The organism is Alistipes senegalensis JC50, from assembly GCF_025145645.1.
In the GTDB taxonomy this organism is placed as follows: domain Bacteria; phylum Bacteroidota; class Bacteroidia; order Bacteroidales; family Rikenellaceae; genus Alistipes; species Alistipes senegalensis.
This window is the reverse complement of the sequence record NZ_CP102252.1, coordinates 1,741,837-1,766,413: the sequence shown is the minus strand read 5'-3', so window position 1 is coordinate 1,766,413 and position 24,577 is coordinate 1,741,837. Positions and strand designations below refer to the sequence as shown.

Sequence of the window (24,577 nt, the reverse complement as noted above, 5' to 3'; positions counted from 1 at the left end):
TTTCGTGTACACAAATATACACAAGGCCGCCGCCGCAACCAGCGGCGATTTCCGCTTTTGCATCCTCATTTCACGCAGACATTTCGCCGGAGAAACCCCGCACCGCGAAAAATTGCGGACAAAAAAGCGGACCGGACAGCGCCGTTTCTGCAAAAAAAGCTATCTTTAACCCACAAAAGAGCACCAAAATGGCACGCATTATCTTTCTGACGGATTTCTCCGAAGCCTACGCCCGGGGCCTTCTGTTGGGTATCGCACGCTACGCCCACGACACCGGACAAGCCTGGAGCCTTTGCCGGCTGCCTCTCTCCATCCGCGACAAATTCGGCATCGAAGCCGTGATCGACTGGGCGCTGCGCATGCGTGCCGATGCCGTCATCGGACAGTTCTACAACACGGACAACGTCGAACTGTTCGCCCGCAACGGCATCATCGCCGTCGCACAGGATTTCAAAGCCCGCTTCACGACGATCCCCAACATCACCGGACCCCACTACCGGGCCGGGCAGATGGGCGCGGAGTACTTCCTGAAAAAAGGATTCCGCCACTTCGCATTCTACGGCACCCGCGGAATCGTATGGTCCGACGAACGCTATCAGGGTTTCCGCGAAACGGTCCGCCGGGCCAATCCCGAATTCACCTTCTCGGCGCTGCGGAACACGTCGCAGACCGACCTGTGGCTCTACGACCCGATCCAGCTGACCACCTGGCTGCAATCGCTGCCCAAACCGGTCGCAATCATGGCCTGCGACGACAATCAGGCTTATCACATCACCGAAGCCTGTTTGCAGGCCGAAGGCGGAGGGGGGGGGAAATTCCGCATCCCGGACGACATTGCCGTACTCGGCGTAGACAACGACGAGACGATCTGCCGGCTGTCGGACCCGAATCTCTCGTCGCTTAACCAGAACATCGAACAGGGCGGATACGACGTGGCCCGGCTGATCGACCGGATCATCCGCGACCCGAAGGCCGAACGGGAGGATGTCATGGTGTTCCCGACCCACATCGTGACCCGTCAATCAACGGACATCTACGCCAACAACGACCCCCACATCGCCGAGGTGCTGAAATACATCCACGAAAACATCAGCCTGAAAATCTCGGTCGATAACCTGGTCTCGCTCGTACCGCTCTCGCGCCGCCTGCTGGAGACCCGGTTCAAGAAGAGCATGGGCACGTCGATCTACGACTATATCATTCAGGTCCGGATCGAAAAGATGACGCAGCTGCTGTGCGAAGGGATGAGCGTCTCGGAGGCGGCCGTCGAACTGGGATTCTCCGACCTCAAAAACGTTTCGCGCTCGTTCAAACAGATCAAGGGCATAACTCCCTCGGAATACCGGCAGCAGGTCATACGGGCCAAATTCTGACGCACGGCGAACCTGCGCAAAACGAAGACCCGGACGCGCATATCGGGAAGCGAGCGGACGGCATTCCTGCTATTTTTGCAGAAACCAATAACTCAACCGCATGAAAAAACTGCTTCTCCTGCCCCTGATGCTCTCCGCGGCGGCGGCCGTCGGCGCATCCGGCCCCGATTACGGGACATCCAACCGTCCGGAAGCCTCGGAGCGGCTCTTCACTTCGCAGGCCGTCGAACGGCAGATCGAACGCATCCGGCAGACGGTCACGGTTCCCAAGCTGGCATGGATGTTCGAAAACTGCTTCCCCAATACGCTCGACACCACCGTCCACTACCGTCAGGACGAAGAGGGCGAAGACGACACCTTTGTATATACGGGCGACATCCACGCCATGTGGCTGCGCGATTCGGGGGCGCAGGTGTGGCCCTACCTCCCGCTGGCACGCGAGGACGAAGCCCTGCGCCGGCTGATCCGGGGCGTCGTCCGCCGCCAGCTGAAATGCCTGCTGACGGACCCCTATGCCAACGCCTTCAACGACGGCCCCACCGGAACCGGCTGGCAGGACGACTGGACGGAGATGAAGCCCGAACTGCACGAACGCAAATGGGAGCTGGACTCCCCGTGTTACGTGATCCGACTGGCCCACGGCTACTGGAAAGCCACGGGCGACGCCTCGGTGTTCGACGCACGGTGGACCGAAGCCATGCGCCTCGTGCTGAAAACCCTGCGCGACCAGCAGCGCCGAGAAGGGCCGGGGGCGTACCGATTCCAGCGCGTGACCGAAGATGCACTGGACACCCAGCTCAAAAACGGATACGGACATCCGGCCAGACCCGTCGGACTCATCGCCTCGTCGTTCCGGCCGTCGGACGACGCCACGACCTTTCCGTTTCTGATTCCGTCCAATTTCTTCGCCGTCTCGTCGCTGCGCAAAGCTGCGGAGATCCTGCGCACGGTAAACCGCGACGAAACCCTGGCATCCGCCTGCGAAACGCTCGCCGACGAGGTCGAACAGGCCCTGAAAAAGCATGCCGTCTGCGACCATCCGCAGTTCGGGAAGATCTACGCTTTCGAAACAGACGGCTTCGGCAACCGCCTGCTGATGGACGATGCCAACGTCCCCAGCCTGCTCGCCATGACCTATCTGGGAGACATCGCGCAAGACGATCCCGTCTACCGGAACACCCGGCGTTTCGTATGGAGCGAATCGAACCCCTATTTCTTCCGGGGCACGGCGGCCGAAGGGATCGGCGGGCCGCATATCGGCGCCGACATGATCTGGCCCATGAGCCTGATCATGCGGGCTCTGACCAGCGACGACGACGCGGAGATCAAACGATGCGTCGAGACGCTCGTAAACACCGACGGGGGAACCGGATTCATGCACGAATCCTTTCACAAGGACGACCCTTCGAACTTCACCCGCCCCTGGTTCGCGTGGGCCAACACGCTTTTCGGCGAGTTGATCCTCCGGCTGGCCGACGAGGGCAAAACCGACCTGCTGAACAGCATCGAAGTGCGTTGAACAGACACCGGGGAAGGCTCAAAAACTCGCACGGCCGCCAAAAGCGGCCGTGCGAATTCCGTCAATAGAACGTCCCTTTGGGGGCGAAGATCGCATAGCCGAAATTGAAGGTCAGATACATGTTCTTCCAATTCTGCACCTCGTATTTCGTCAGGGCGAGGCTCACGGGACCGATCGGCGTATGGTAGACCAACGACGCCTCGGCGACGCAATGCCAGCGCCGGTCGGACTCCCCGAGCGGATTGAAGTCGCGCTTGTCGCGGTACATGGCGTAGAATCCCGTGCGAAAGAAGAAGTTGGGCATCAGGTCGAAGGTCGGCATCAGCCCGCCGGCCACGAAGCGCCGGGCCCGGAAGTCGGGCATGTAGACCATCTGCATATGCGACACGGGCGCGTAGTCGGGCATCGACATCAGCGTCGCCGATGCGGTCCGGAACCTCGGATGGTTCGTCAGAACGGCATCCACGTTGATGCCGAACGAAAACCAGCTGATTCCCGGCACGTCGAAGAACTTGTCCCAGGTGAAACGCCCGCCGAACCACTGGCGGGTTTCGCGCGAGATGAAACGGCCCGAATCATAGGGCTGGTACTTGTCGCGGCCGGTGATAAAAACAGCCGAAAGCCGCAGATCGGAACCCCGCCGGGGATAGAGGAACTTGTCGAGCGTATTGCGGGCGACCCCGGCCCGCAGGCCGAAGAACGAGAAGCGCGAATGGTCGGTGTCGTCGGCGAACAGCACGTCCGAATCGTAGCGGTAGTTGATGTGTCCGGCATTGGCGCGCAGCGTCAGGACGCTGCGGTGGGTCAGCGGCATTCCCACGCCCGTCGAGAAGAAGCTCTCGCTGTTCTTGACCTGCTCGGCATTGCGGACCTTGGTGACGTTGCCGAAGTAGCCGTGGCGGAAGTTGCGGACTGCGAAGTTGTAGGAATAGTCGAGGAAAATCGGCTTCCAGGCGTAGAAATCCGTGCGGCCGCCGACCGCACCCCACGTGTAGATGGGCCCCAGATAGAGGTCGGCCCCCAGCTGCTGCGACACGCGGCCGATCCAATGGTGGTTGACGCCGATGTAAGCCTGGTTGAAAGCCGTCGAGGAGATGTTTCCGCCGACGGTGATCTTGAAATTGGGCCGCGTCTCGAACCGGGCTTCGAACGAATAGCCCTTCCGGAGCGAATCGTAACGCACGACGGGGAAATCCATCGTGAAATCGCCGCCCGCAAGCACCTCGAAGAGATTGTCTTTCAGCTCCTCGAAGCCCATCGGCCGCTGGATGCCCGGCGTGCGGCGGTCCACCTGCACGAAATCGCGGATATACTCCCGCTGGGTGCGTTTCAGCCCTTCGAGCTTGTAGTCGTTGAAGATCAGCGGCGGACACTTCGCGCGGAAAGCCTCGCGGCGCCCGGCGTAATAGGCCGAATCGCGCCGCTCCCCGACCTTTTCGAGCAGCTGCGGCATCGCCGCCATAGCGTCCTCGTAACCGGCGTCCATGATCGTTTCGGCCTGGTCGAAGTCGAGCATGTTGACATCCACGGCGCGGCGGATCGTGACGCTGCGCCCCTCGGGCAGCGTGTAGTCGGTGTCGTGCATGGCCAGCATGAAAGCCTGGTCCATGATGTTGCTCTGCTCGCTGGGCGGGGTGTTGCCCTCGGTGCAGATCGACCCGACGATCACGTCGGGCCGGAAATTCCGGTCGAGGGGCTTCCAAGGGAAATTGTCGTAGATGCCACCGTCGTAGAGCAGCATCGAATCGACCTTCATGGGTTTGAATACCAGCGGAATAGATATCGACGAACGGACCGCCTCGCTCAGGTCGCCGCGGCGCATCACCACCGGTCCGCGGTGGTTCATGTCGCTGGCCACGCAGAGGAAGGGGACCATCAGGCGGTCGAAATCACCGTCCGCCGCGGCCGTCGCCGGAGCGAACAGTTCCGTGAGGGCCATGTCGATCTGCGTCGAGGAGATCAGGTTCCGGGGTGCCCGCAGCCGCTTTCCGGCGGGGCTTTCAACGTCGATGCGCATGCTCAGGAAGCCGGGATTGCTCCCCAGCTGCCGGTAGTAGGCCATGTAGCGGTTGGGGTCGATGCGCCCCGACACCCACTCGCGGACCACGCCGGAGTTGACGATCTCCCGCATTTCGGCCGGGGAGTATCCGGCGGCGTACATCGCGGCGATGATCGAGCCCATCGAGGTTCCGGCCACATAGTCGATCGGCACGCCGTTCTCTTCGAGCGCTTCCAAAACGCCGATATGGTAAAGCCCCTTCGCACCGCCGCCGCTCATCACGACCCCGACCTTCTGGGCCGAGGCGGGGAGCGCGGCCAGCAGGCACGTCAGGACAAATGAGCCGATTTTACGCAACATATCTCAATTTTTTTATAACTTTGCACGTTACTACGATGTCTCTCAAAAGTAGACAAAAAAGAAACACGAGCAAAATATGACCGACAAAATCAATGAACTCCTCCGACGAGTCGAGGAGTTTAAGCCCAAAGCCGCCGCCGAGATCGAGGATTTCCGCATCAAAATCCTCGGCAAGAAAGGCGAGCTGACCGCCCTGATGGAGGAGTTCAAGACGGTTGCCCCCGAGCTCAAACGCGAGTTGGGACAGCAGCTGAACCGCCTCAAAAACGAGGCCACGGAGCGCATCAACACCCTGCGCGAGCAGTTGCAGAACGCCGCGGCGGACAACGCCGCCCGGACGGACGACCTGACGCGCCCCGGATCGGCCGAACACCTCGGGTCGCGCCACCCGATTTCGTTGGTCAAGAACCAGATCGTCGAGGTCTTTTCCCGGCTGGGATACACCGTGGCCGACGGTCCGGAGATCGAGGACGACTGGCATGTCTTCTCGGCCCTGAACTTCCCGCCCGAGCACCCGGCGCGCGACATGCAGGACACGTTCTTCGTCGAGAAGGACCCCGACATCCTGCTGCGCACGCACACCTCGTCGATCCAGGTCCGCACGATGGAGCGCCAGAAGCCCCCCATCCGCGTCATCTGCCCCGGCCGCGTGTTCCGCAACGAGGCCATTTCGTACCGTGCGCACTGCATCTTCCACCAGATCGAGGGTCTCTACATCGACGAGGGAGTCTCGTTCGCCGACATGAAACAGTCGCTGCTCTACTTCGCCAAGGAGGTCTTCGGCGAGCAGACGGTGATCCGCATGCGCCCGTCGTATTTCCCCTTCACGGAGCCTTCGGCCGAAGTCGATGTTTCGTGCAACCTCTGCGGCGGCAAGGGATGCCCGGTCTGCAAAGGCACGGGGTGGCTGGAGATCATGGGCTGCGGCATGGTGGACCCGAACGTGCTGAAAGCCAACGGAATCGACCCCGAAAAGTACTCGGGATTCGCTTTCGGCATGGGTATTGAACGCATCGCCATGCTCAAATACGGCGTGAAGGACCTGCGTCTCTATTTCGAAAACGACGTGCGGTTCCTCCACCAGTTCGACGAAGCGCTCTAAACCCCCGCCGCCCATGAAACGCCTGACAGCGACAACGCTTTTCTGCCTGCTCTTCTTTTCGGCGTTCGTCGCCGGGAAGGGCCCTGCGGAAACGCCCGGATACCCCGATTCGCTGCGCAGCGTGTGGCTCTACACCGAGGGCATCAAGCAAAACATCATCGCGGGCGACACGGCCCGGGCCCGGGAACTGTTTCTCGAAGCGGTCCGCAACGACTCGACCTATGCCCCGGCGTGGTACGAACTGGCCGGGAACCTTCTGAATTCGTCGCCCGAAGAGGCCGTCGAAATGGCCCGCCGCGCCTACCGGCTCGACACCGCGAACAAATGGTACCACCAGTTCTACGGACAGGCGCTGATCATCTCCAACCGCCTCGACGAAGCGCTGAAAGTCTACCGCCGCCTGCTGGAGAACGACCCGAAGGACCCGGACAACTACCGCATCGTGGCGGCCCTCTACGAACAGAAACGGTCGCCGTTCATGGCCCTTGCGACGCTCGATTCGGCAGAGCTGCGTTTCGGACGCATCCCGCTGCTGAGCGCCATGAAACGTCAGATGCTGGTGGCCACGAACCAGATCGGCAAAGCCATCGACGAAGCCCGTGCGATGGTCGAAGCCGCACCCTACGAAGCGCAGCACCACGTCGTGCTGGCCGACCTCTACGGGCTCGACGGCAAGGACTCGCTGGCCCTCGCCGAGTACGGCCGGGCGTTGCAGATCGACTCCACGAACGTACAGACGCTGATGTCGCTGGCCGATTTCCACACCGGACGGCAGGATTACCGCTCGCTGCTGGCCGTCACCCGGAAACTGTTTCTCTCGGACGCCCTGCCGCTCGAAACGAAGATCAAGCGCTTCGAACAATTCACCTCCGACACGCGCTTCTACCGCGAATACTATTTCCAGCTGAACGACCTGGCCTCGATCCTGGCGATCCGCTATCCCGAGGATCGGCGCGTCGTGGAGCTCTACGCCAACCACCTGATCGCCTCGGGCGAACTGGAACAGGCCCTTACGCTCTACAAGAGCCGTCTCGGAGACCGTCCGCCCGTGGAGGACTTCTACCGGACGGTGATCGACATCGAAACCTATCTGCAACACCCCGATTCGGTGGAAAAATACGTCGGCAAGGCGCTGGAACTCTTCCCCGACAAGGTCGATTTCCACATCTCGAAAGGGCATGTGATGAACAGCTCGAAGCAGTACGGCCAGGCGGTCAAAGCCTACAAGGAGTCGCTCCGCTACGCCGACACCGACTCGCTGCGGGGCGTGATCTGGGGCATGATCGGCGACACGTGGCACCAGCAGGCCGCTGCGGGCATCTCCGAACAGGATGAGAGCCGCACGGCGAAGGAGGGCCGTTCGGGACCCTACCGCAAGGCCATGAAGGAGTGTTACAAGGCTTACGAGCGCAGCCTCGCGTACCGTCCCGACAACCCCTTGGTGCTCAACAACTACGCCTATTTCCTCTCGCTGGAGGAGCGCGATCTCGAACGGGCCCTTTCGATGTCGAGCCGCGTGGTGGCGCTCACCGACAACAATCCGACCTATCTGGACACCCATGCGTGGGTGCTTTTCAAGCTGGGACGCACGGACGAAGCCAAGAAGGTCCTGCAAAAGGCCGTGGCGCTCGACGGGCAGAAGAGTCCTGAACTGATGGTCCACTACGGCGACATCCTTCACGAGCTGGGCGAACAGTTCATGGCCGAAATCTACTGGAAACGCGCCCTCGAAAAGGGCTACGACGCCCGACAGATCGAACTGCGGCTGAAACAGCCCGCCAAAAGCTCCAAAACCGCCGAATAACACGCCATGAGACCCTTCCGCACACTGACCCTCGTCTTCCTGCTCTTCGCCTTTGCGGCCGCCGCCCAGCACGACAGCCGCATCGAGGCGCAGAAAAAGGTCATCGCGGCCCTCGAAAAGCGGATCGCCTCCGAGGAGCAGGAGATCTCCAAGCTCCAAAAGGGCCGCTCGGCCACCGAAGAGCAGGTCCGCCGTCTGGCGCGTCAGATCGACTCCCGGAACCAGCTGCTCGACGAAACCGAGAAGCAGGCCCGCCTGCTGCGCGAGGAGATAGCCCGCACGGACAGCGTGGCCGGCAATCTCTCGGCGACGCTCGAACGCGACCGTGCCCAATACGGGGAGATGGTGCGCGAAGCCTACCGCAACTACAAGCACAACAACTATTTGACCTTCCTTTTCTCGTCGCGCGACTTCGCGGACGTAGCCCGCAAGATCACCGCGCTGCGCGAAGTCGCCTCGCTGCGCGAACGCAAACTGCGCGACATCGAGGAACTGACCGTTCAGGTGCGTCACGAAAAGGAGGAGCTCGACCTCCGCAAACGGTCGCTCGACTCGGTGACGCGAAGCCTCTCGGCCCAGCGCGCAAAACTCCAGCGCGACGCCCGCAACGCCAAGGCCAGCATCCGTTCGCTGTCGCAGAAGGAGAAGCAGGCCCTCCAGCGCAAGATGTCGCAGGAACAGCAGCTGGGCGTGGCGATCAGCGAACTGCGCAAGCTCACGAAGGGCAACACCGAAGGCGCCTCGTTCTCGACGAAGACATCGGGACTGCGGCTTCCCGTCACGGCCGGGCGCGTGAAACGCTACAAGGAGAACATGGCCGAAATCACGGGTCCGAAGGGCGCCCACGTGATCTCGATCTACGACGGCAAGGTCGTTGACATCAAACGCAACCGCATCACCAACAAATACGACGTTTACGTGGCCCACGGCGAATACATAACCTCCTATGCCAACCTGGGGACGATCTGCGTCGAAAAGGACCAGAAAGTGGCGAGAAACGCACAGTTGGGAACCATCGGCTCGTCGGTCAACGTGATGACCATGGAAACCGAATACAAACTCGTCTTCGGCATCTACCCGCCCAATCCCGGGCAGAAGATGCGCGCCGAAGACTGTTTCAAGTGAAACCGCCGCCCCTGCGCACCGAAGCCCGGGACGGGCACGACCTAACAACGACGAAAAATGGCTGTCAGATACTATACCGACGACTGCTCCTACCGCCTCCCGCAGAAACGCCTCACGGCCCGATGGCTGCACGAGGTGGCACAGGCCGAAGGCTATACGCTGGGCGATGTCACCTATATCTTCTGCTCGGCGCAGCGCCTGCTGGAGATGAACCGCCAATACCTCGGGCACGACTACTTCACCGACGTTATCACCTTCGATTACAGCGACCGCAAAGGCACACGGATCGTTTCGGGCGACATCTTCATCGATGTCGAGACCGTGGCCGACAATGCCCGTCAATACGGCTTCACGGCGTTGCAGGAGATGCGCAGGGTAGTGGTCCACGGGGTGCTGCACCTCTGCGGTCAGGGCGACAAGACCCCCCGTACCAATGCGCAGATGCACCGCAAGGAGGATAAATACCTGAAATTCTGGGAGAACTTTGCAAAATAACGCCCCGCACATGAAAAAGTTCATCCCGTTCATTCTCGCCGTTTCACTCTTCGCCGGCTGCCTGGGCCGCCGTACGCCGGACAGCGCCGCCGATGCGACCGTTGCTGATTTCAGCATCCCCGAAGCGAATGCGAAGCCGGACCCAGCGGGGGAGGGTAGCGATGCCGGGGACTGGATTTACCGGAACGGAGGCCGCAAACGGTGGGGGCCCTTCGTGGAGCGGGACACGACGTTCCTCTTTGTCGAAGAGTATCCGATCGGCAGCGACACGAACCATTACAGGGTCTTCATCCGGAGAGCTCCCCAACCGGCCGACAATGTGAATTTCACCGTCCTTTCGCCGCAGAACGAGAGGGACTGGAACGAATTCACCTCCATACTCCACGGAATCAAAAAAAGCCATCCGGAGCCGCTTCCTCGCCATGCCGCACTAAAGGATCTGCCGCACAACTGGACGCCGATCCGCTCCTTCGGAGGACGTTATTACGTCGATGGCTTCGCCCCCTATCCGGTGTGGATTTCCGATTCGCTGTTCGTCCGGCAATTCATGGACGGCCCCTGTCCGTCACCGATCGAAGCAGCCAAGCGCATCTCCCCCACGCATTATCGTCTCCGGACATCGGCCGGATATTCGGGTATCGACCGGGTGGAGATACACATCGTGGATACCGTACGCAAGATAGCTGTATTTGCTTTCTGCTACGAAAACAATAAAACCTGTTTTCACGCGCTTTACGCCCCTTTCGAGACCGGACTCGAAATGGATATGGTCGATTTCTACTCCCTCGAACGGCACGCAGACGTGGTAAAATGGGACGAGATCGACTTCGAGGCACTGATCGCCGGCAAGGCTTCGACCTCCGCCGGCGAAGCTCCGGAAGAGTATAAAATCGAAGAACAATGACACTCGATTACGACATCATCGTCATCGGCGGCGGACACGCCGGATGCGAAGCCGCCTCGGCCGCCGCACGGTTGGGATCGCGCACGCTGCTGCTCACGATGGACATGGGCAAAATGGCCTCCATGTCGTGCAACCCGGCAGTCGGAGGAGTGGCCAAAGGTCAGATTGTCAGAGAGATAGATGCATTGGGCGGTCAGATGGGCCGCATCACCGACCTGACGACCGTCCAGTTCCGGATGCTCAATCGTTCGAAAGGCGCCGCGATGTGGAGTCCCCGGGCGCAATGCGACAAAACCCGCTTCTCGGAGGAGTGGCGGCATACGCTGGAAAACACCCGAAACCTCTATATCTGGCAGGATGCGGCGACCGAACTGCTGTTCGACGACGCCCTGCGCACGGATTCTGCACGACCGGCCACCCCGTGCGCAGAAGCGGACCCGAACCGGGACAACCTCCGGTCCGCCGCGCAAACGCACCGTATCACGGGGGTCCGGACCCGCATGGGCGTCGAATTCACCTGCCGCGCCGTCGTGCTCACCTCGGGAACTTTCCTCGGAGGACTGATGCACTGCGGCGCTTCGCACGCCGAAGGCGGCAGGGCGGGGGACGCCGCTTCGCACGGAATCACCGAGTGCCTTCGCCGAATCGGTTTCGAAAGCGGACGCATGAAAACCGGGACCCCGGCGCGTCTCGATGCCCGGACCATCGACTTCGAACGGCTCGAACCCCAGTACGGCGACGAAAATCCGGCCAAATTCTCGTTTTCACCTGATACACAGCCGGTTAAAGACCAACTTCCTTGTTTTTTGGTCTATACCTCCACCGAGGTTCACGACATCCTGCGCAGCGGTTTCGACCAATCGCCCCTGTTCAACGGAACCATCCGCGGCATCGGTCCGCGCTACTGCCCCTCGATCGAAGACAAACTCCGAACTTTCGCCGATAAGGACCAACATCAGCTCTTTCTGGAACCCGAAGGACGCACGACCAATGAATACTATCTCAACGGTTTTTCATCGTCGCTGCCCTGGGAAGTGCAATGGAAAGCGTTGCATAAGATTCAGGGATTCGAAGATTTGCACATCTATCGCCCCGGATACGCCATCGAATACGACTATTTTCCGCCCACGCAGCTGCACCATTCCCTCGAAACCAAGCTGGTTTCGGGACTCTATTTCGCCGGACAGGTCAACGGAACGACCGGTTACGAAGAAGCCGCAGCTCAGGGGCTGATGGCCGGCATCAATGCACACCGGGCGCTGGCAGGGGAGGAGCCTATCGTACTGAAACGCGACGAAGCCTACATCGGTGTGCTGATCGACGATCTGGTAACCAAAGGAGTTGACGAACCTTACCGGATGTTCACCTCGCGGGCCGAGTATCGTATCCTGCTCCGGCAGGACAATGCCGACATCCGACTTACTCCGTTAGGATACGAAATCGGACTGATTCCGCAGAAAAGATACGACCATTTCGTCAAAAAAAATACGCTCGTAGAATCGCTTGTAGAGTTCGCACGCCGGCAGAGCATCAAAGCAGCCGAAATCAACGACTATTTGAAATCGGTAAATTCAGAGCCTTTGACGCAGGGCAGGAAGCTCTACGACATCCTGATGCGCAACAATGTCACCTTCGAATCGCTGCAAAGAGTTCTTCCGAAGCTGAAAAAATTCATCGCCGATAATGAAATGAACGCCGAAATGATCGAGGAGGCGGAGATACAGATCAAGTACAAAGGCTATATCGAACGCGAGAAATTCATCGCCGAAAAACTCCGTCGCCTCGAAAATATCGCCATTCCGAGCGATTTCGACTTTCATTCGATGAATTCGCTGACCATCGAAGCCCGTCAAAAACTCTCGCGGATTCGGCCGACAACGATAGGGCAGGCGTCGAGAATTCCCGGAGTTTCCCCAGCCGACGTGAATGTTTTACTAATAAAATTCGGTCGATAAAGGTTCCACGTGGAACAATAGATAAAGATAACACAGTAAACGTTCCACGTGGAGCAAAACAATAAGGGCCGCCTTTCGGGCGGCCCTTATCAAATCATCAAAAGTAAAACTATAATACAACCGTACACCAGCTATATTTATCTTCAGCTCGGCCGTATTGAATATCCTGCAAACGGGTATAAAGTTCCAGGCAAGTTTTACCGACTTCCTCGCCGTAGCTATACTCGGCTTTGGTCTGCATATCGTAAACAAACCCGATAGGGGAGATAACCGCCGCTGTTCCACAGGCGCCGCACTCCTCGAAAGTAGCCAGTTCTTCGACCGGAATATGACGTTCTTCGACAGTCAGACCCATATCGCGGGCAAGCTGACGAAGACTCATATTAGTAATAGAAGGAAGCACCGAAGGCGATTTCGGAGTAATATATTTACCGTCTTTGATACCGAAAAAGTTCGCAGCACCGCATTCTTCGATGTATTTATGCTCGGCGGCATCGAGATACATGATATTGGAATAACCCAGTTCATGTCCCTTTTCTCCTGAAAGCAGGCTGGCCGCATAGTTGCCGCCGACCTTCACATCGCCTGTTCCACGTGGAGCAGCGCGGTCCTGTTCACGATCGACAGCGACACGAATAGGCTTGATACCGCCCTTGAAATAGGCGCCCACGGGCGAGCAGTAAACGATCAGCAAGGCTTCTTTGGCAGGTTTAACACCCAATCCGACCGTCGTTCCGAACATCACCGGACGCAGGTAGAGCGAAGCACCCGTCCCGTAAGGAGGGATGAAACGCTCGTTGCGTTTGACGACTTCGACGCAGGCATCGACGATCATTTCGACAGAAGGCACCGGCAGACAAAGACGCTCGGCCGACGATTGGAGACGCCGCGCATTGTCGGCGACGCGGAAAAGACGGACCTTTCCGTCAACGCCCCGGAAGGCTTTCAGACCTTCGAAGAGTTCGATGCCGTAGTGCAGGCACGAAGCCGACATGTGCATCTTGATATACTCGTCCTGCGTAACCTCCATCGGGCTCCATTTGCCATCGGTGTAAGAGTAGCGGACATTCCAATCGGTTTTGCAATAATCAAAACCCAAGGCGCTCCAATCTGTTGTTTCCATATCAAATCAGTGTTAAAAAATTCCAAAATTCATACGATTCATTTTTCGCCTATCCGACGACAGCCCCGTTGTTGGTCGGTTCTCCGGGCTGTAACAAACGCAATTTTCCCGACGCATCTTCGCCCATTAGGATCATACCGTTGGAGAGTATGCCCTTCAATTCGCGCGGAGCGAGGTTCACCAATACGAGGACCTGTTTACCGACAAGCTTTTCGGGCGTGAAGTGTTCGGCGATTCCCGATACGATCACCCGTTTGTCGATACCCGTATCGACCGTCAGTTTCAGCAATTTTTTGGTTTTGGCCACCTTTTCGGCCTCCAGAATCGTCGAAACGCGAATATCCATTTTCTGAAAATCGTCGAATTGAATCGTATCTTTTTGAGGTTCAACAGATTGATTCATTTCGGCGGCTTCATTAGCGGCCTTCGTCGCAGCGAGTTTGTCCAACTGGCGCTGGATCACGTCGTCTTCGATCTTTTCGAACAGCAGGGCAGGTTCACCGATCGTGTGTCCGGCGGGAATCAGGTCCATCGCTCCCAGCCGCTCCCAGCCGAATTTCTCCACGGCGAGCATCCCGAGGATCTTCGCTGCCGAGAAGGGCATGAAAGGTTCGATGGCAATGGCCGTATTCGCCGTAATTTGCAGGGCGATATTGAGAATGGTCTCCACCCGTTTCGGATCGTTTTTGATCACCTTCCACGGTTCGGTGTCGGCGAGGTATTTATTGCCGATGCGCGAGATGTTCATGGCGTCTTTCAGCGCCTCGCGGAAACGGTAATTTTCGATATTGGCCTCCAGCGAAGCCTTCACGGCGGCCACTTCGGAAATAGTCTGACGATCGTAATCGTTCAGCTCGCCGCAGGCCGGGACCTTGCCGCCGTAGTATTTCTGCGTCAGCACCAGCGCCCGGTTGACGAAATTGCCCAGCACAGCCACCAGTTCGTTGTTGTTGCGGGCCTGGAAATCCTTCCACGTAAAGTCGTTGTCCTTGGTTTCGGGAGCATTGGCGCACAGGACATAACGCAGCACGTCCTCCTTGCCGGGGAACTCTTCGAGATATTCGTGCAGCCACACGGCCCAGTTGCGCGAGGTCGAAATCTTGTCACCTTCGAGGTTCAGGAATTCGTTGGCCGGCACGTTCTCGGGCAGAATATAACTGCCGTGAGCTTTCAGCATCGAGGGGAACACGATGCAGTGGAAGACGATGTTGTCCTTGCCGATGAAGTGCACCATCTTGGTGTCCTCCGACTTCCAGTATTTCTCCCAGTCGGGCGTAAGGTCCTTTGTAGCAGATATATAACCGATCGGTGCATCGAACCACACATAGAGCACCTTGCCCTCGGCGCCCTCCACGGGAACCGGAATGCCCCAGTCGAGGTCGCGGCTGACGGCACGCGGTTGAAGCCCTCCGTCGAGCCAGCTCTTGCATTGCCCGTAAACGTTCGTTTTCCACTCCTTGTGCCCCTCCAGAATCCATTCGCGGAGGAACTCCTCATAACGGTCCAGCGGCAGGTACCAGTGCTTCGTTTCGCGTTTCACGGGCACCGACCCCGACACAGCGCTGTGGGGTTCGATCAGCTCGTCGGGCGAGAGGGTAGAGCCGCACTTCTCGCACTGGTCGCCGTAGGCGCGGTCATTGCCGCACTTGGGGCACGTACCGACGATATAACGGTCGGCCAAAAAGGTCTGCGCCTCCTCGTCGTAATACTGCATCGAGGTCTTTTCGATGAACTTGCCCTCGTCGTAGAGTTTCCGGAAAAAGGCCGAAGCGGTCTCGGCATGGGTTTCGGACGAGGTCCGCGAATAGATGTCGAACGACATTCCCAGCCCCTCGAACGATTTCTTGATCAGCGCGTGGTAACGGTCCACGATCTGCTGGGGCGTGACGCCCTCCTTGCGGGCCTTGATGGTGATGGGTACGCCGTGTTCGTCTGACCCGCAGACCGAAATCACGTCGCAGCCCTTGAGCCGCAGGTAACGGGTGTAGATGTCCGAAGGTATGTAAACTCCCGCCAGATGGCCGATGTGCACGGGGCCGTTGGCGTAAGGGAGTGCGGATGTCACGAGGTAGCGTTTGAACTCTTTTGCCATATGTAAAATAGATACAGTATTACTAATTTCTGTCAAAATTACTAATTTTTAAGAGAATCGGGAACGAAAAGCGCATATTTTATGAAAGGTTCAAAGAAAAGAAAGCGCACCCCGCCGGGCACGCCTTCTCTATCTCACCGGAAAATCCGGTCTCTATTCGAACTGCAACTCGTCGAGCAGCCAGCCCGCACCGGCGAACTTGTCGATCACGAAGAGCACGTAACGCACATCCACGGCGATCGTGCGCTGCAATTCGGGTTCGAAGGCCACATCGCCCGACATCGCTTCCCAGTTGCCGTCGAAAGCCAGTCCGATGAGCGATCCCTTGGCGTTGAGCACCGGCGATCCCGAGTTACCGCCCGTGATGTCGCAGTCGGCCAGGAAGCAGGTCGGAAGCTCCCCCTTGGCATTGGCGTAACGGCCGAAATCTTTGGCGGCATAGAGTTCCTTGAGCTTCGCAGGCACGGTGAATTCCGTCGGATTTTCGGGATTCTCCTTCTCCATCACGCCTTTGAGCGTCGTATAATAGTTGTAACGGATGCCGTCCGCGGGGTTGTAGGGCAGTATGCGTCCATAGGTCAGACGGATCGTGAAATTGGCATCAGAAGCCCACGCTTTCTTGGGCTGCATGCGCATCAGACCCGCGATGTAAAGACGGTGGCCGTCGGCGTATTTCTGACGCCCCTCCTTCTGGGCCTTGCTCAGTTCGCGCATCTTCCCGACGATCGACTCGCTCAGCACCGCCGCCGGGTCCTCCTTGAGCTCCTTGCCCGAAGCGACGGCTGCCAGCGCCCGCTGTTCGTCGGCGAAGACCGAATTGTCGTAGAGATAATCCACATAGGCATCCGTATCGCCGCCGAAACGCTTGTCGATCACCTCGGCGAAGACCGAAGGCAGCTCTTTGCAGTTCTCCTTGACGATCCGGAACATCCGCTTGGCGACACGGCGGTCCGTGGGCATGTTATAGTCCTTATAGAAACCTTTCAGGGCCTTCTCCAGCTCAGCGCCTTTCAGCGAACCCGAATAGCGCGCCGGGGTAAGAATCTCCACGGCCCGAAGGAATGCCTCCTGCAAATACTGCAACGACGCATACGAGGGAAGCGTCTCCTCCACCGACTCGCGGATCTTGTCCAGCGCATCCACATAGCCCTCGGTCGGCAGCGTGTTCTTGGCGGCCCACGCCCGGAAAGCGGCCTCCTGCTCCTGTTTGCGGCCCTTTACATCCAGCCGTTTGATGCCGCGCGACATGCCGATCGAATTCTTCCAGTAGTTCGACGACTGGGCGTATTTCGAGGCATACTGGATGCGGACCTTGTCGCTGGCGGCCATATCCTCCTTGAGGATCGTCTGCCGCTCGCCGCGGATGAAGATGCGCTGGGGATTCTCCACCTCCAGCATCCGGTCGATCTCGTAGGAGGTCATGTAACGCTGCGTCGATCCCGGAAAACCCATGATCATCGCGAAGTCGGCTTCGTCGTAGCCGTTCAGCGAGACTTTCAGGAATTTTTCAGCCTTGTAAGGGCGGTTTTCGGGCGCATAGTCGGCCGGCTTGTTGTCGGGTCCGGCATAGACCCGGAAGATCGAGAAATCGCCCGTATGACGCGGCCACATCCAGTTGTCGGTGTCACCGCCGAACTTGCCGATCGACGTCGGGGGCGTGCCGACCAGCCGCACGTCCGAAAAGACCTCGATCACGAAGGCGAAGAACTGATTGCCTCCGAAAAAGGGTTTCACCGAAATCTCCATGCCTGGGTTCTCCGCCTCGAAGCGGCTCTTCACGGCCTCCGCATGTTCTGCGACCAGGCGCGAACGCTCCTCGCCGCCGGCGATGTCGGGCACGGCGCCCAGTACGTCGGACGTTACATCGACGATCTTGCGGATAAAGCGCACTTTGAGCCCCGGAGCGGGAATCTCCTCGGCGCGCGACATGGCCCAGAAGCCGTTCTTCAGATAGTCATGCTCCACCGACGACAGGGCCTGGATCGACCCGTAGCCGCAGTGGTGATTGGTAAAGAGCAGTCCGTCGGGCGACACGATCTCGCCCGTGCAGCCGCCTCCGAAGATGACGATGGCATCCTTCAGCGAGGAGTTGTTCATGCTGTAAATCTCCTCGGCCGAGAGTTTGCAGCCGCGGGCCTTCATGTCCTTGGCATTCATCTTCTGGAGGTAGGGCAGCATCCACATGCCCTCGTCCGCCGCGGCTGAAAAGGTGACGCACGCAGCAGCAAAGAGTAAAAAGAGTTTCTTCATGTTTTCTTATTATTTTTTCAATTAGATTTTTATAAAAAAGAAAAAGAATTAAAATCCGAAAGAAGAAAAAGTCTATTTGATGGCGATCATGTTCCGGATCGAACGTTCGGCGCTGCGGCGCACCTCCTCGTCGAGGACGATCTCGGGGGCTTCGTTTTCAAGACACGCACAGATATTCTCCAGCGTCACCATCTTCATATAGCGGCAGTTGTTGCAGGCGCAGGTCTCGTCGTCGGGGGGCGCCGGAATGAAGGTCTTTTCGGGGTAGCGCTTTTTCATCTCGGCCAGAATCCCCGACTCGGTCACGACGATGAACGCCTGCGCGTCGCTCCGCCCGCAATACTCCAGAATACCCGCCGTGGAACCCACGTAATCGGCCGCTTCGAGGATATAGGCGCGGCATTCGGGATGCGCCACGACCTTGGCTTCGGGATGCTCCCGTTTGAGTTTCAGGAGCTTTTCGAGCGAAAACTCCTCGTGGACATGGCAGGCGCCGTTCCACAGCACCATGTTCTGCCGTCCGGTCAGCTTCTGAATATAGGAACCCAGGTTGCGGTCCGGAGCGAAGATGACCGGCTGGTCGGCGGGGATCGACTCCACGACTTTCAGGGCGTTGGACGAGGTGCAGCAGATGTCCGTCAGGGCCTTGACGCCGACCGTGGTGTTGACGTAGGAGACCACCGTATGACCGGGATGCTGCGCCTTGAAAGCCGCGAATTCCGCGGCGTCGCACGACTCGGCCAGCGAGCAGCCCGCCTCGGGACAGGGTATCAGCACCTTTTTTTCGGGGCAGAGGACCTTGGCGGTCTCGGCCATGAAGTGCACTCCGGCGAAGAGGATGATGTCGGCATCGACCGACTGCGCCTTCACCGACAGGGCGAGCGAGTCGCCCAGGAAGTCTGCGACGGCCTGCACCTCGGGAGTCGTGTAGTAGTGGGCCAGGATCACGGCTTTTTTCTCCCGTTTGAGTTCCTCGATGCGGCGGGTGAGTGCGGCGGAGTTTTCGACGTTCATTTTTTATTTTTATTCCTTTAATTAAATTAAATAATAAAGAAGAATAGATATAATAGCTGTTGATATTGTTGACAACCGGGAGTGTTATTTCCCAATCAACAATTTTTCTTTTTCATGTTTCTTATTTCGAATTTTAATCTGTTAAAAATCAAAAAAATAGGAAAATAATCAACAATTGTTGAAAATAGTTGCGGACATACCGACAGCCATTTGTTTTCAACATTCCGTGCCGTTTCCGTCGGGTTCGGCCCCGGCATAACTTCTCATAAAAAAATTTGGTTTCGGGAAAAAACCGATTATACCTTTCCTCATTTCTGAAAAGCAAATTTTCGGGCCTCGATTTTTCACCTTTTTTCCAACGGTTATCGACAGGTTATCGGGGGAGTTATCAACCGTTTTTCATCACTTTTGAAACCACCTTTTCGGCGATTTCCCGGTAGTACTCCTCGACGCGGGGGTCGATGCCGGCCGCAGGGCGTCCCTCCTCCCCTCCTTCCATGATCGACTGCACGATGGGGATTTCGCCCAGGAAATCCACCCCGCTCCGCTCGGCGAAAGCCCGGGCTCCGCCGCGGCCGAAGATGTAGTAGCGGTTTTCGGGCAGCTCGGCGGGGGTGAACCACGCCATGTTCTCGATGATGCCCGCCACGGGGATGTTGACGTTTTCGTTGCGGAACATCTCCACGCCGCGCACAACGTCGGCCACGGCGATCTGCTGCGGCGTCGAGACGATCACCGCGGCGTCGATCTTCAGCTCCCCGATGATCGAGAGGTGCACGTCGCCCGTGCCGGGGGGCAGATCCGCCAGCAGGAAGTCCAGCGTACCCCACCGGGTCTGGTGGATCATCTGTTTCAGGGCGCTGACGGCCATGGCTCCGCGCCACAGCAGGGCGTCGGTGGGTTTGATGAAGAAGCCGATCGACATCAGCCGGATGTCCATCGACTCGGCCGGGACGATGCGGTCCGCACCCTCCTCGGAGACGGCTTCGGGAACATACCCTTCTACCCCGAACATTTTGGGTTGCGAAGGTCCGTAGATGTCGGCGTCGAGGATGCCCACTCGGAACCCCATGTTCCGCAGCGCGACGGCCAGGTTGGCCGTGACGGTGGACTTGCCTACCCCGCCCTTGCCCGAAGCCACGGCGATCACTTTGGCGATGCCGCCCGTCGTGGTGTTCTGCTTGGGTTCGGGGCGCGGTGCGGCGCCGCCCTCCTTGACGACCACCAGCACTTCGGCGTCCGGAAAAGCCTCGCGCAAAAGAGCTTCGGCCTGGTTCTTGATCTTCACCGCGAACGGATCGCGGGCTTTGGCGAAGCGCAGGACGACCGTGACTTTCCCGTTCGCGGCGGCCGTATGTTCGATGAATCCGCTCGTAACGATGTCCTGCCCCGTTTCGGGATGGACGACCGCTGTGAGCAGGCGTTTGATTTTTTCTTCCATGCAGTAAGAAAGGTTTGTCTTTGACAAAGATAACGCATATTTATAGAATTAATGGTGTATATCTTACTTTTTTATCGAAAAACGATAAATTTTATTTGTTTTTCGTAAAATATCGTTATATTTGCTCCTGATAAAAAAGACTTGTGAACAAATAAATAAAGGATTATGAATTTTGTGAAGACTTTTTTGGCCGGACTTCTTGCGGTCATTGTGGGGACGTTCCTGGTGTTTTTCCTCTGGATTTTCATTCTGCTGGGCATCGCCGGGTCGATGGAAAAAAGCGTTGCGGTGCATCCCGAGTCGATCCTGAAAATCGACTTCTCCGAGGTGCTGACCGACGCTCCCTCGTCCGATCCGCTGGCCGGCATCGACCTGATGACACTCCAAACCACGCGGCAGCTGTCGCTGTTCAAGGCGCTCCGGGCCATCGAGGCCGCCGGGGCCGACGACCGCATCAAGGGCATCTACCTGCGCATGAACGGCGGGGGCGGCGTCACGGGTTCGGCCCTGCTGGAGGAGCTTCGTGAAGCGCTCCTCGAATTCAAGCAGAGCGGCAAATTCATCGTCGCCTACAACGAAACCTATTCCCAGGGGCAATATTACCTCGCCTCGGTCGCCGACAAAATCTACTTGCAGCCCGAAGGCGGCATGGAGTGGTCGGGGCTGGCTTCGGACGTGATGTTCTACAAGGGGCTGTTGGACAAGCTCGACCTTCGTGCCGAGGTGTTCCGCCCCACCGCCTGCAAGTACAAGAGCGCCGTGGAGCCGTTCATCCTCGACAAGATGTCCGCCGCGAACCGCGAGCAGATGCAGGCGCTGGTCAATTCGATGTGGGGAACCATTTCGGGCGCCGTCTGCGAATCCCGCGGCATCGACTCCGTGAAGATGCGCCGGATCACCGACAACCTCCAGGTGACGCTTCCCGAGGAGGCGCTCGAATACGGATTCGTTGACAGCCTGCTCTATGAAGACCAGATGGAGGACGTTTTCGCCGAACTCGGGGTCTCCGACGACTATGATTTCATCACGCTGGGCGACTACGCTTCGCAAGTCGGCGCCGATCTGAAAAACATCTCCGCCGACCAGGTGGCCATCGTCTATGCCGACGGCCAGATCGTCGATGGCGAGGGATACGGCAAGGAGATCTACGGCAACACGCTGGCCGCGAAGATCGCCGGCGTGCGCGACGACGAGAAGGTCAAAGCCGTGGTTCTGCGCGTCAACTCCCCCGGCGGCAGCGCGCTGGCTTCGGATGTCATTTGGCGTGAGGTCGAGTTGCTCCGGGCCGAGAAACCCGTCGTCGTGTCGATGGGCTCCTATGCCGCCAGCGGCGGTTATTACATCTCCTGCCCGGCGGATGTGATCGTGGCCGACAAACTGACCCTTACGGGTTCGATCGGGGTCTTCGGCATGATCCTCGACACCCGCGAGGCATTGAAGAACAAACTCGGCATCACCATCGACGGCGTGCAGAGCAACGCCTCGTCGAGCTTCCTCGCCACGCAGCCCCTCACCCCGGTCCAGCGCTCGATGATCATGCGCGGCGTGGACAAGGTCTACACCACCTTCACGAACGACGTGGCCGAAGGCCGCAACCTGCCCATCGAGAAGGTCCTCGACATCGCCGGCGGACGGGTCTGGTCGGGTGCGGATGCGCTTGGCATCGGCCTGATCGACACCTACGGCGGTCTGAAGACGGCCATTGCGCTGGCTGTGGATAAAGCCGATCTGGGCGACAACTACCGTGTGACCGAGGTGACCGAGACTCCGACCGGATTCGCAGCTTTCATCGCGTCGCTCAACATGAGCGTCCGCGAGGCTTTCACCCGTTCGGAACTGGGGCTGATGATGAAGGATTACAACACCGTCCGCGAAGCCTTCCGCCAGCAGGGCGTGCTGATGTACTCGCCCTACAAGGTCGAGATTCGGTAGCATTATCGCTCGATGAAAAAAGGCTCTCCACTTGTTCGGAGAGCCTTTTTCCGTTTATCGGCACGGCATCAGTCGTCGATGCCGACGGTCGTGATCCGGTCGTGTTCGAAGAAGAAATATTTGCCGCTTTCGCATCCGACCACCAGATTCGGACCCTTCGACGTGTCGCCCAGCATACAGGGTTCGGGGGCGTTCGAATGGGCGCCGAGGTAGAAATCCTTGCCGTCGATCTGCAACTGGACGGGTTCCTTGAAGACCATCTTTTCATTGGTCCCGGCGTTGATCAGCAGCATTACCTGCAAACCTATTTCCTTCTTTTTGAAACGGCTGTAAGGAAGTCCCCGTTCGGGCGAAGGATACGACGACCGTTTGACCGAACCGATCAGCAGGTCGAGTTTTCCGTCTCCGTCCCAGTCCACGAAGCGCAGTTTGCCGCGGCCCATCTGTCCGAGCGACTCCATCGCATTGTTGTGGCCGGTGATCTGCGAACCGTCCGTCAGGCGGAGTTTGCCCATGTCCTCGACGTTGAAATCGTCGATCTGGCGGTACATGTGCAGGGCGTTGTCCTTGTCCATGATGACGATGCGGTTGCTGCCGCCGATCCGGGCGATGGCCGGGCGGACGCGCCAGGTGCCGTAGAGTTCGAGATTGTCCACGCTCAGGGCCACGGGAGCGTCGAGTTCGGGTTTCTCGCGGGTGCCGCGGTTGAGCATCACCTCGAATTTGGCCCGTGAACCCGAGACCACGACATCGGGCAGTCCGTCACCGTTCCAGTCGCAGACCGTCGGGCAGAGATAGCCCCACGAAGCCTCGAAAGGACCCTGCACGACATGATACCCCGGGCGCAGCAGGATCGGGCTGCCTCCGGCGCAGACCTCCTCCGAACGGGCGAAATCGGGTTCGGTGTTCGTGCCGCGGTTCTTGAAGAAGAGCAGCCGTCCTTCCGAATTGCCGGCCACGATGTCCAGTGCGCCGTCGCCGTCCCAGTCCACGACGTTGGGCACCGTCAGCGAGCCTCCGTAGAGCGGGGCGTTGCGTTGCAGCACCGGCGCCGGGTCGGAGTAGATCGGGGCTCCTTCGGGTGTGAAGCCCAGGAAGCGGTAGCGGTACATCGCCGCTTCGCCGCCGATGATCAGGTCCTGCCGGTCGTTCCGGCCCGAGGGATAGGGAATGACGCGCGAACTGTAAGCCGTATGCACACGGATGCGTTCGTTGTCGCGCATGGCGTGGAGCGGCGGCAATCCCCCGGTCGGAATCTTTTTCCGGTAGGGAATGAACTTCATGCTTCCGAGTTTGTTGGTGAAGAGGTAGCCGTCGCAGCTGCCGTCCGCCGAGCGCACGCAGGCCAGTTCGCTGGCCCCGATGACGAGGTTCATGTTGTTTCCCACCTGTTCGACATCGGTGATCTGGTTCCAGTTGCCGGCGTCCAGCGTCATGCGGAAGAGTCCCGATCCGGGCAGCGCTCCGCGGTAGATCTCGGCGCCGTCGTAGTAGGACTGACGGTCGCCCTTGAACGTTTCGGGACGGTAGGACTGTCCGTCGTGGCAGAGGATCGCCAGTTCGATGTCGCGTTTGCCGCGGCGGATGCAGTCGAACGACGCTATCGGATAGGGAATGCCTTTCAGCACGCTTTCGGCGATCGTCGTGAAAGCCCGGCCGTCCCAGCGGGTGACGACGAGGCGTTTCGTGGAGAGGCGCAGCAGGTAGACCTCCTTGCCGTCCTGGAAGATGCGGATCTGCGAAGGAAAGTTTTTCTCCTTGTCCCAGGGGGTCGCCACGCGTTGCGGTGCGGCGTATACGAGTTCGCCCTCCGGCGTGGTCCCGTCATAGGGACAGCGCCAGAATCCCCGGGCGTCGGGCATTCCGCTCGCTATGAAGACGAAAAGATCGGGATATTGCTCCGAGGAGATGTAGGCGAAGCCGCGCGGGGCGTTGCTGTATGTCAGTCCGAACGACATCGGGGCGAGCCCCTCTTCACCGCCGGCCGCGATGGGTCGTGCGTGTTGCAGCGGCCCTGCCGCCCAAAGGCTTTGCAGCGTGAGGGCGCAGAGGACCGCGAGGATAAGACGTGTCTTTTTCATGGCGTCAG

16 protein-coding genes are annotated in these 24,577 nt (G+C 58.8%); 9 read left to right on the top strand and 7 right to left on the bottom strand.

The features are described 5' to 3' along the window. Nucleotides 1–188: 188 nt before the first annotated feature. Together NQ519_RS06960 and NQ519_RS06955 are read left to right on the top strand one after the other, a co-directional pair. On the top strand, nucleotides 189–1,373 hold the full coding sequence (locus tag NQ519_RS06960) for an AraC family transcriptional regulator (RefSeq protein ID WP_019151891.1): 1,185 nt from the start codon (nucleotides 189–191) through the stop codon (nucleotides 1,371–1,373). Between the two features lie 127 nt (nucleotides 1,374–1,500). Next, entirely contained in the window at nucleotides 1,501–2,892 is a 1,392-nt protein-coding gene (locus tag NQ519_RS06955) for a glycoside hydrolase family 125 protein (RefSeq protein WP_044118841.1), read from the top strand. A 61-nt stretch (nucleotides 2,893–2,953) separates the two neighbouring features. On the opposite strand, the gene NQ519_RS06950 is transcribed toward NQ519_RS06955, so the two are convergent. Further along, nucleotides 2,954–5,251, bottom strand: coding sequence for a patatin-like phospholipase family protein (locus NQ519_RS06950; RefSeq protein ID WP_019151893.1), 2,298 nt, complete (start codon nucleotides 5,249–5,251; stop codon nucleotides 2,954–2,956). Between the two features lie 76 nt (nucleotides 5,252–5,327). On the opposite strand from NQ519_RS06950, the gene pheS reads away from it, so the two are divergent. Genes pheS through mnmG form a run of 6 tightly spaced genes read left to right on the top strand, consistent with a single transcriptional unit; the run spans nucleotide 5,328 to nucleotide 12,636 of the window. Next, a complete protein-coding gene (pheS, locus tag NQ519_RS06945) occupies nucleotides 5,328–6,353 on the top strand; it encodes a phenylalanine--tRNA ligase subunit alpha (protein ID WP_019151894.1) in 1,026 nt (341 codons plus the stop codon). Nucleotides 6,354–6,366: 13 nt separating this feature from the next. Continuing rightward, nucleotides 6,367–8,157, top strand: coding sequence for a tetratricopeptide repeat protein (locus NQ519_RS06940; protein ID WP_019151895.1), 1,791 nt, complete (start codon nucleotides 6,367–6,369; stop codon nucleotides 8,155–8,157). A 6-nt stretch (nucleotides 8,158–8,163) separates the two neighbouring features. Continuing rightward, nucleotides 8,164–9,282 (top strand): murein hydrolase activator EnvC family protein, encoded by a 1,119-nt coding sequence (locus tag NQ519_RS06935; protein WP_019151896.1) that lies wholly within the window; start codon nucleotides 8,164–8,166, stop codon nucleotides 9,280–9,282. 57 nt (nucleotides 9,283–9,339) lie between these two features. Further along, a complete protein-coding gene (gene ybeY / locus NQ519_RS06930) occupies nucleotides 9,340–9,777 on the top strand; it encodes an rRNA maturation RNase YbeY (RefSeq protein WP_019151897.1) in 438 nt (145 codons plus the stop codon). A gap of 10 nt (nucleotides 9,778–9,787) precedes the next feature. Further along, nucleotides 9,788–10,681, top strand: coding sequence for a hypothetical protein (locus NQ519_RS06925; protein WP_019151898.1), 894 nt, complete (start codon nucleotides 9,788–9,790; stop codon nucleotides 10,679–10,681). Then, complete coding sequence (gene mnmG / locus NQ519_RS06920; RefSeq protein WP_019151899.1) at nucleotides 10,678–12,636, top strand: tRNA uridine-5-carboxymethylaminomethyl(34) synthesis enzyme MnmG; 1,959 nt, start codon at nucleotides 10,678–10,680, stop codon at nucleotides 12,634–12,636. The genes NQ519_RS06925 and mnmG overlap by 4 nt, the downstream gene beginning before the upstream one ends. A 109-nt stretch (nucleotides 12,637–12,745) precedes the next feature. Here the strand turns inward: mnmG and NQ519_RS06915 are convergent, their stop codons facing one another. From NQ519_RS06915 to NQ519_RS06895, 5 genes are all read right to left on the bottom strand, one after another. After that, a complete protein-coding gene (locus NQ519_RS06915) occupies nucleotides 12,746–13,759 on the bottom strand; it encodes a branched-chain amino acid aminotransferase (protein WP_019151900.1) in 1,014 nt (337 codons plus the stop codon). Nucleotides 13,760–13,808: 49 nt separating this feature from the next. Next, nucleotides 13,809–15,851 (bottom strand): methionine--tRNA ligase, encoded by a 2,043-nt coding sequence (gene metG / locus NQ519_RS06910; RefSeq protein WP_019151901.1) that lies wholly within the window; start codon nucleotides 15,849–15,851, stop codon nucleotides 13,809–13,811. 153 nt (nucleotides 15,852–16,004) lie between these two features. Then, nucleotides 16,005–18,101, bottom strand: coding sequence for a S46 family peptidase (locus NQ519_RS06905; RefSeq protein WP_019151902.1), 2,097 nt, complete (start codon nucleotides 18,099–18,101; stop codon nucleotides 16,005–16,007). 72 nt (nucleotides 18,102–18,173) lie between these two features. Beyond that, a complete protein-coding gene (gene nadA, locus NQ519_RS06900) occupies nucleotides 18,174–19,115 on the bottom strand; it encodes a quinolinate synthase NadA (protein WP_019151903.1) in 942 nt (313 codons plus the stop codon). 388 nt (nucleotides 19,116–19,503) lie between these two features. Next, nucleotides 19,504–20,556 carry an Mrp/NBP35 family ATP-binding protein gene (locus NQ519_RS06895; RefSeq protein ID WP_019151904.1) on the bottom strand — a complete coding sequence of 351 codons (1,053 nt, stop codon included), beginning with the start codon at nucleotides 20,554–20,556 and terminating at the stop codon, nucleotides 19,504–19,506. A gap of 165 nt (nucleotides 20,557–20,721) precedes the next feature. On the opposite strand from NQ519_RS06895, the gene sppA reads away from it, so the two are divergent. Next, nucleotides 20,722–22,488, top strand: a complete 1,767-nt coding sequence (gene sppA / locus NQ519_RS06890) for a signal peptide peptidase SppA (protein WP_026076759.1) — start codon at nucleotides 20,722–20,724, stop codon at nucleotides 22,486–22,488. Between the two features lie 68 nt (nucleotides 22,489–22,556). Here sppA and NQ519_RS06885 read toward each other — a convergent pair whose 3' ends face one another. Then, complete coding sequence (locus NQ519_RS06885) at nucleotides 22,557–24,569, bottom strand: FG-GAP repeat domain-containing protein (protein WP_227900991.1); 2,013 nt, start codon at nucleotides 24,567–24,569, stop codon at nucleotides 22,557–22,559. Between the last annotated feature and the right edge of the window lie 8 nt (nucleotides 24,570–24,577).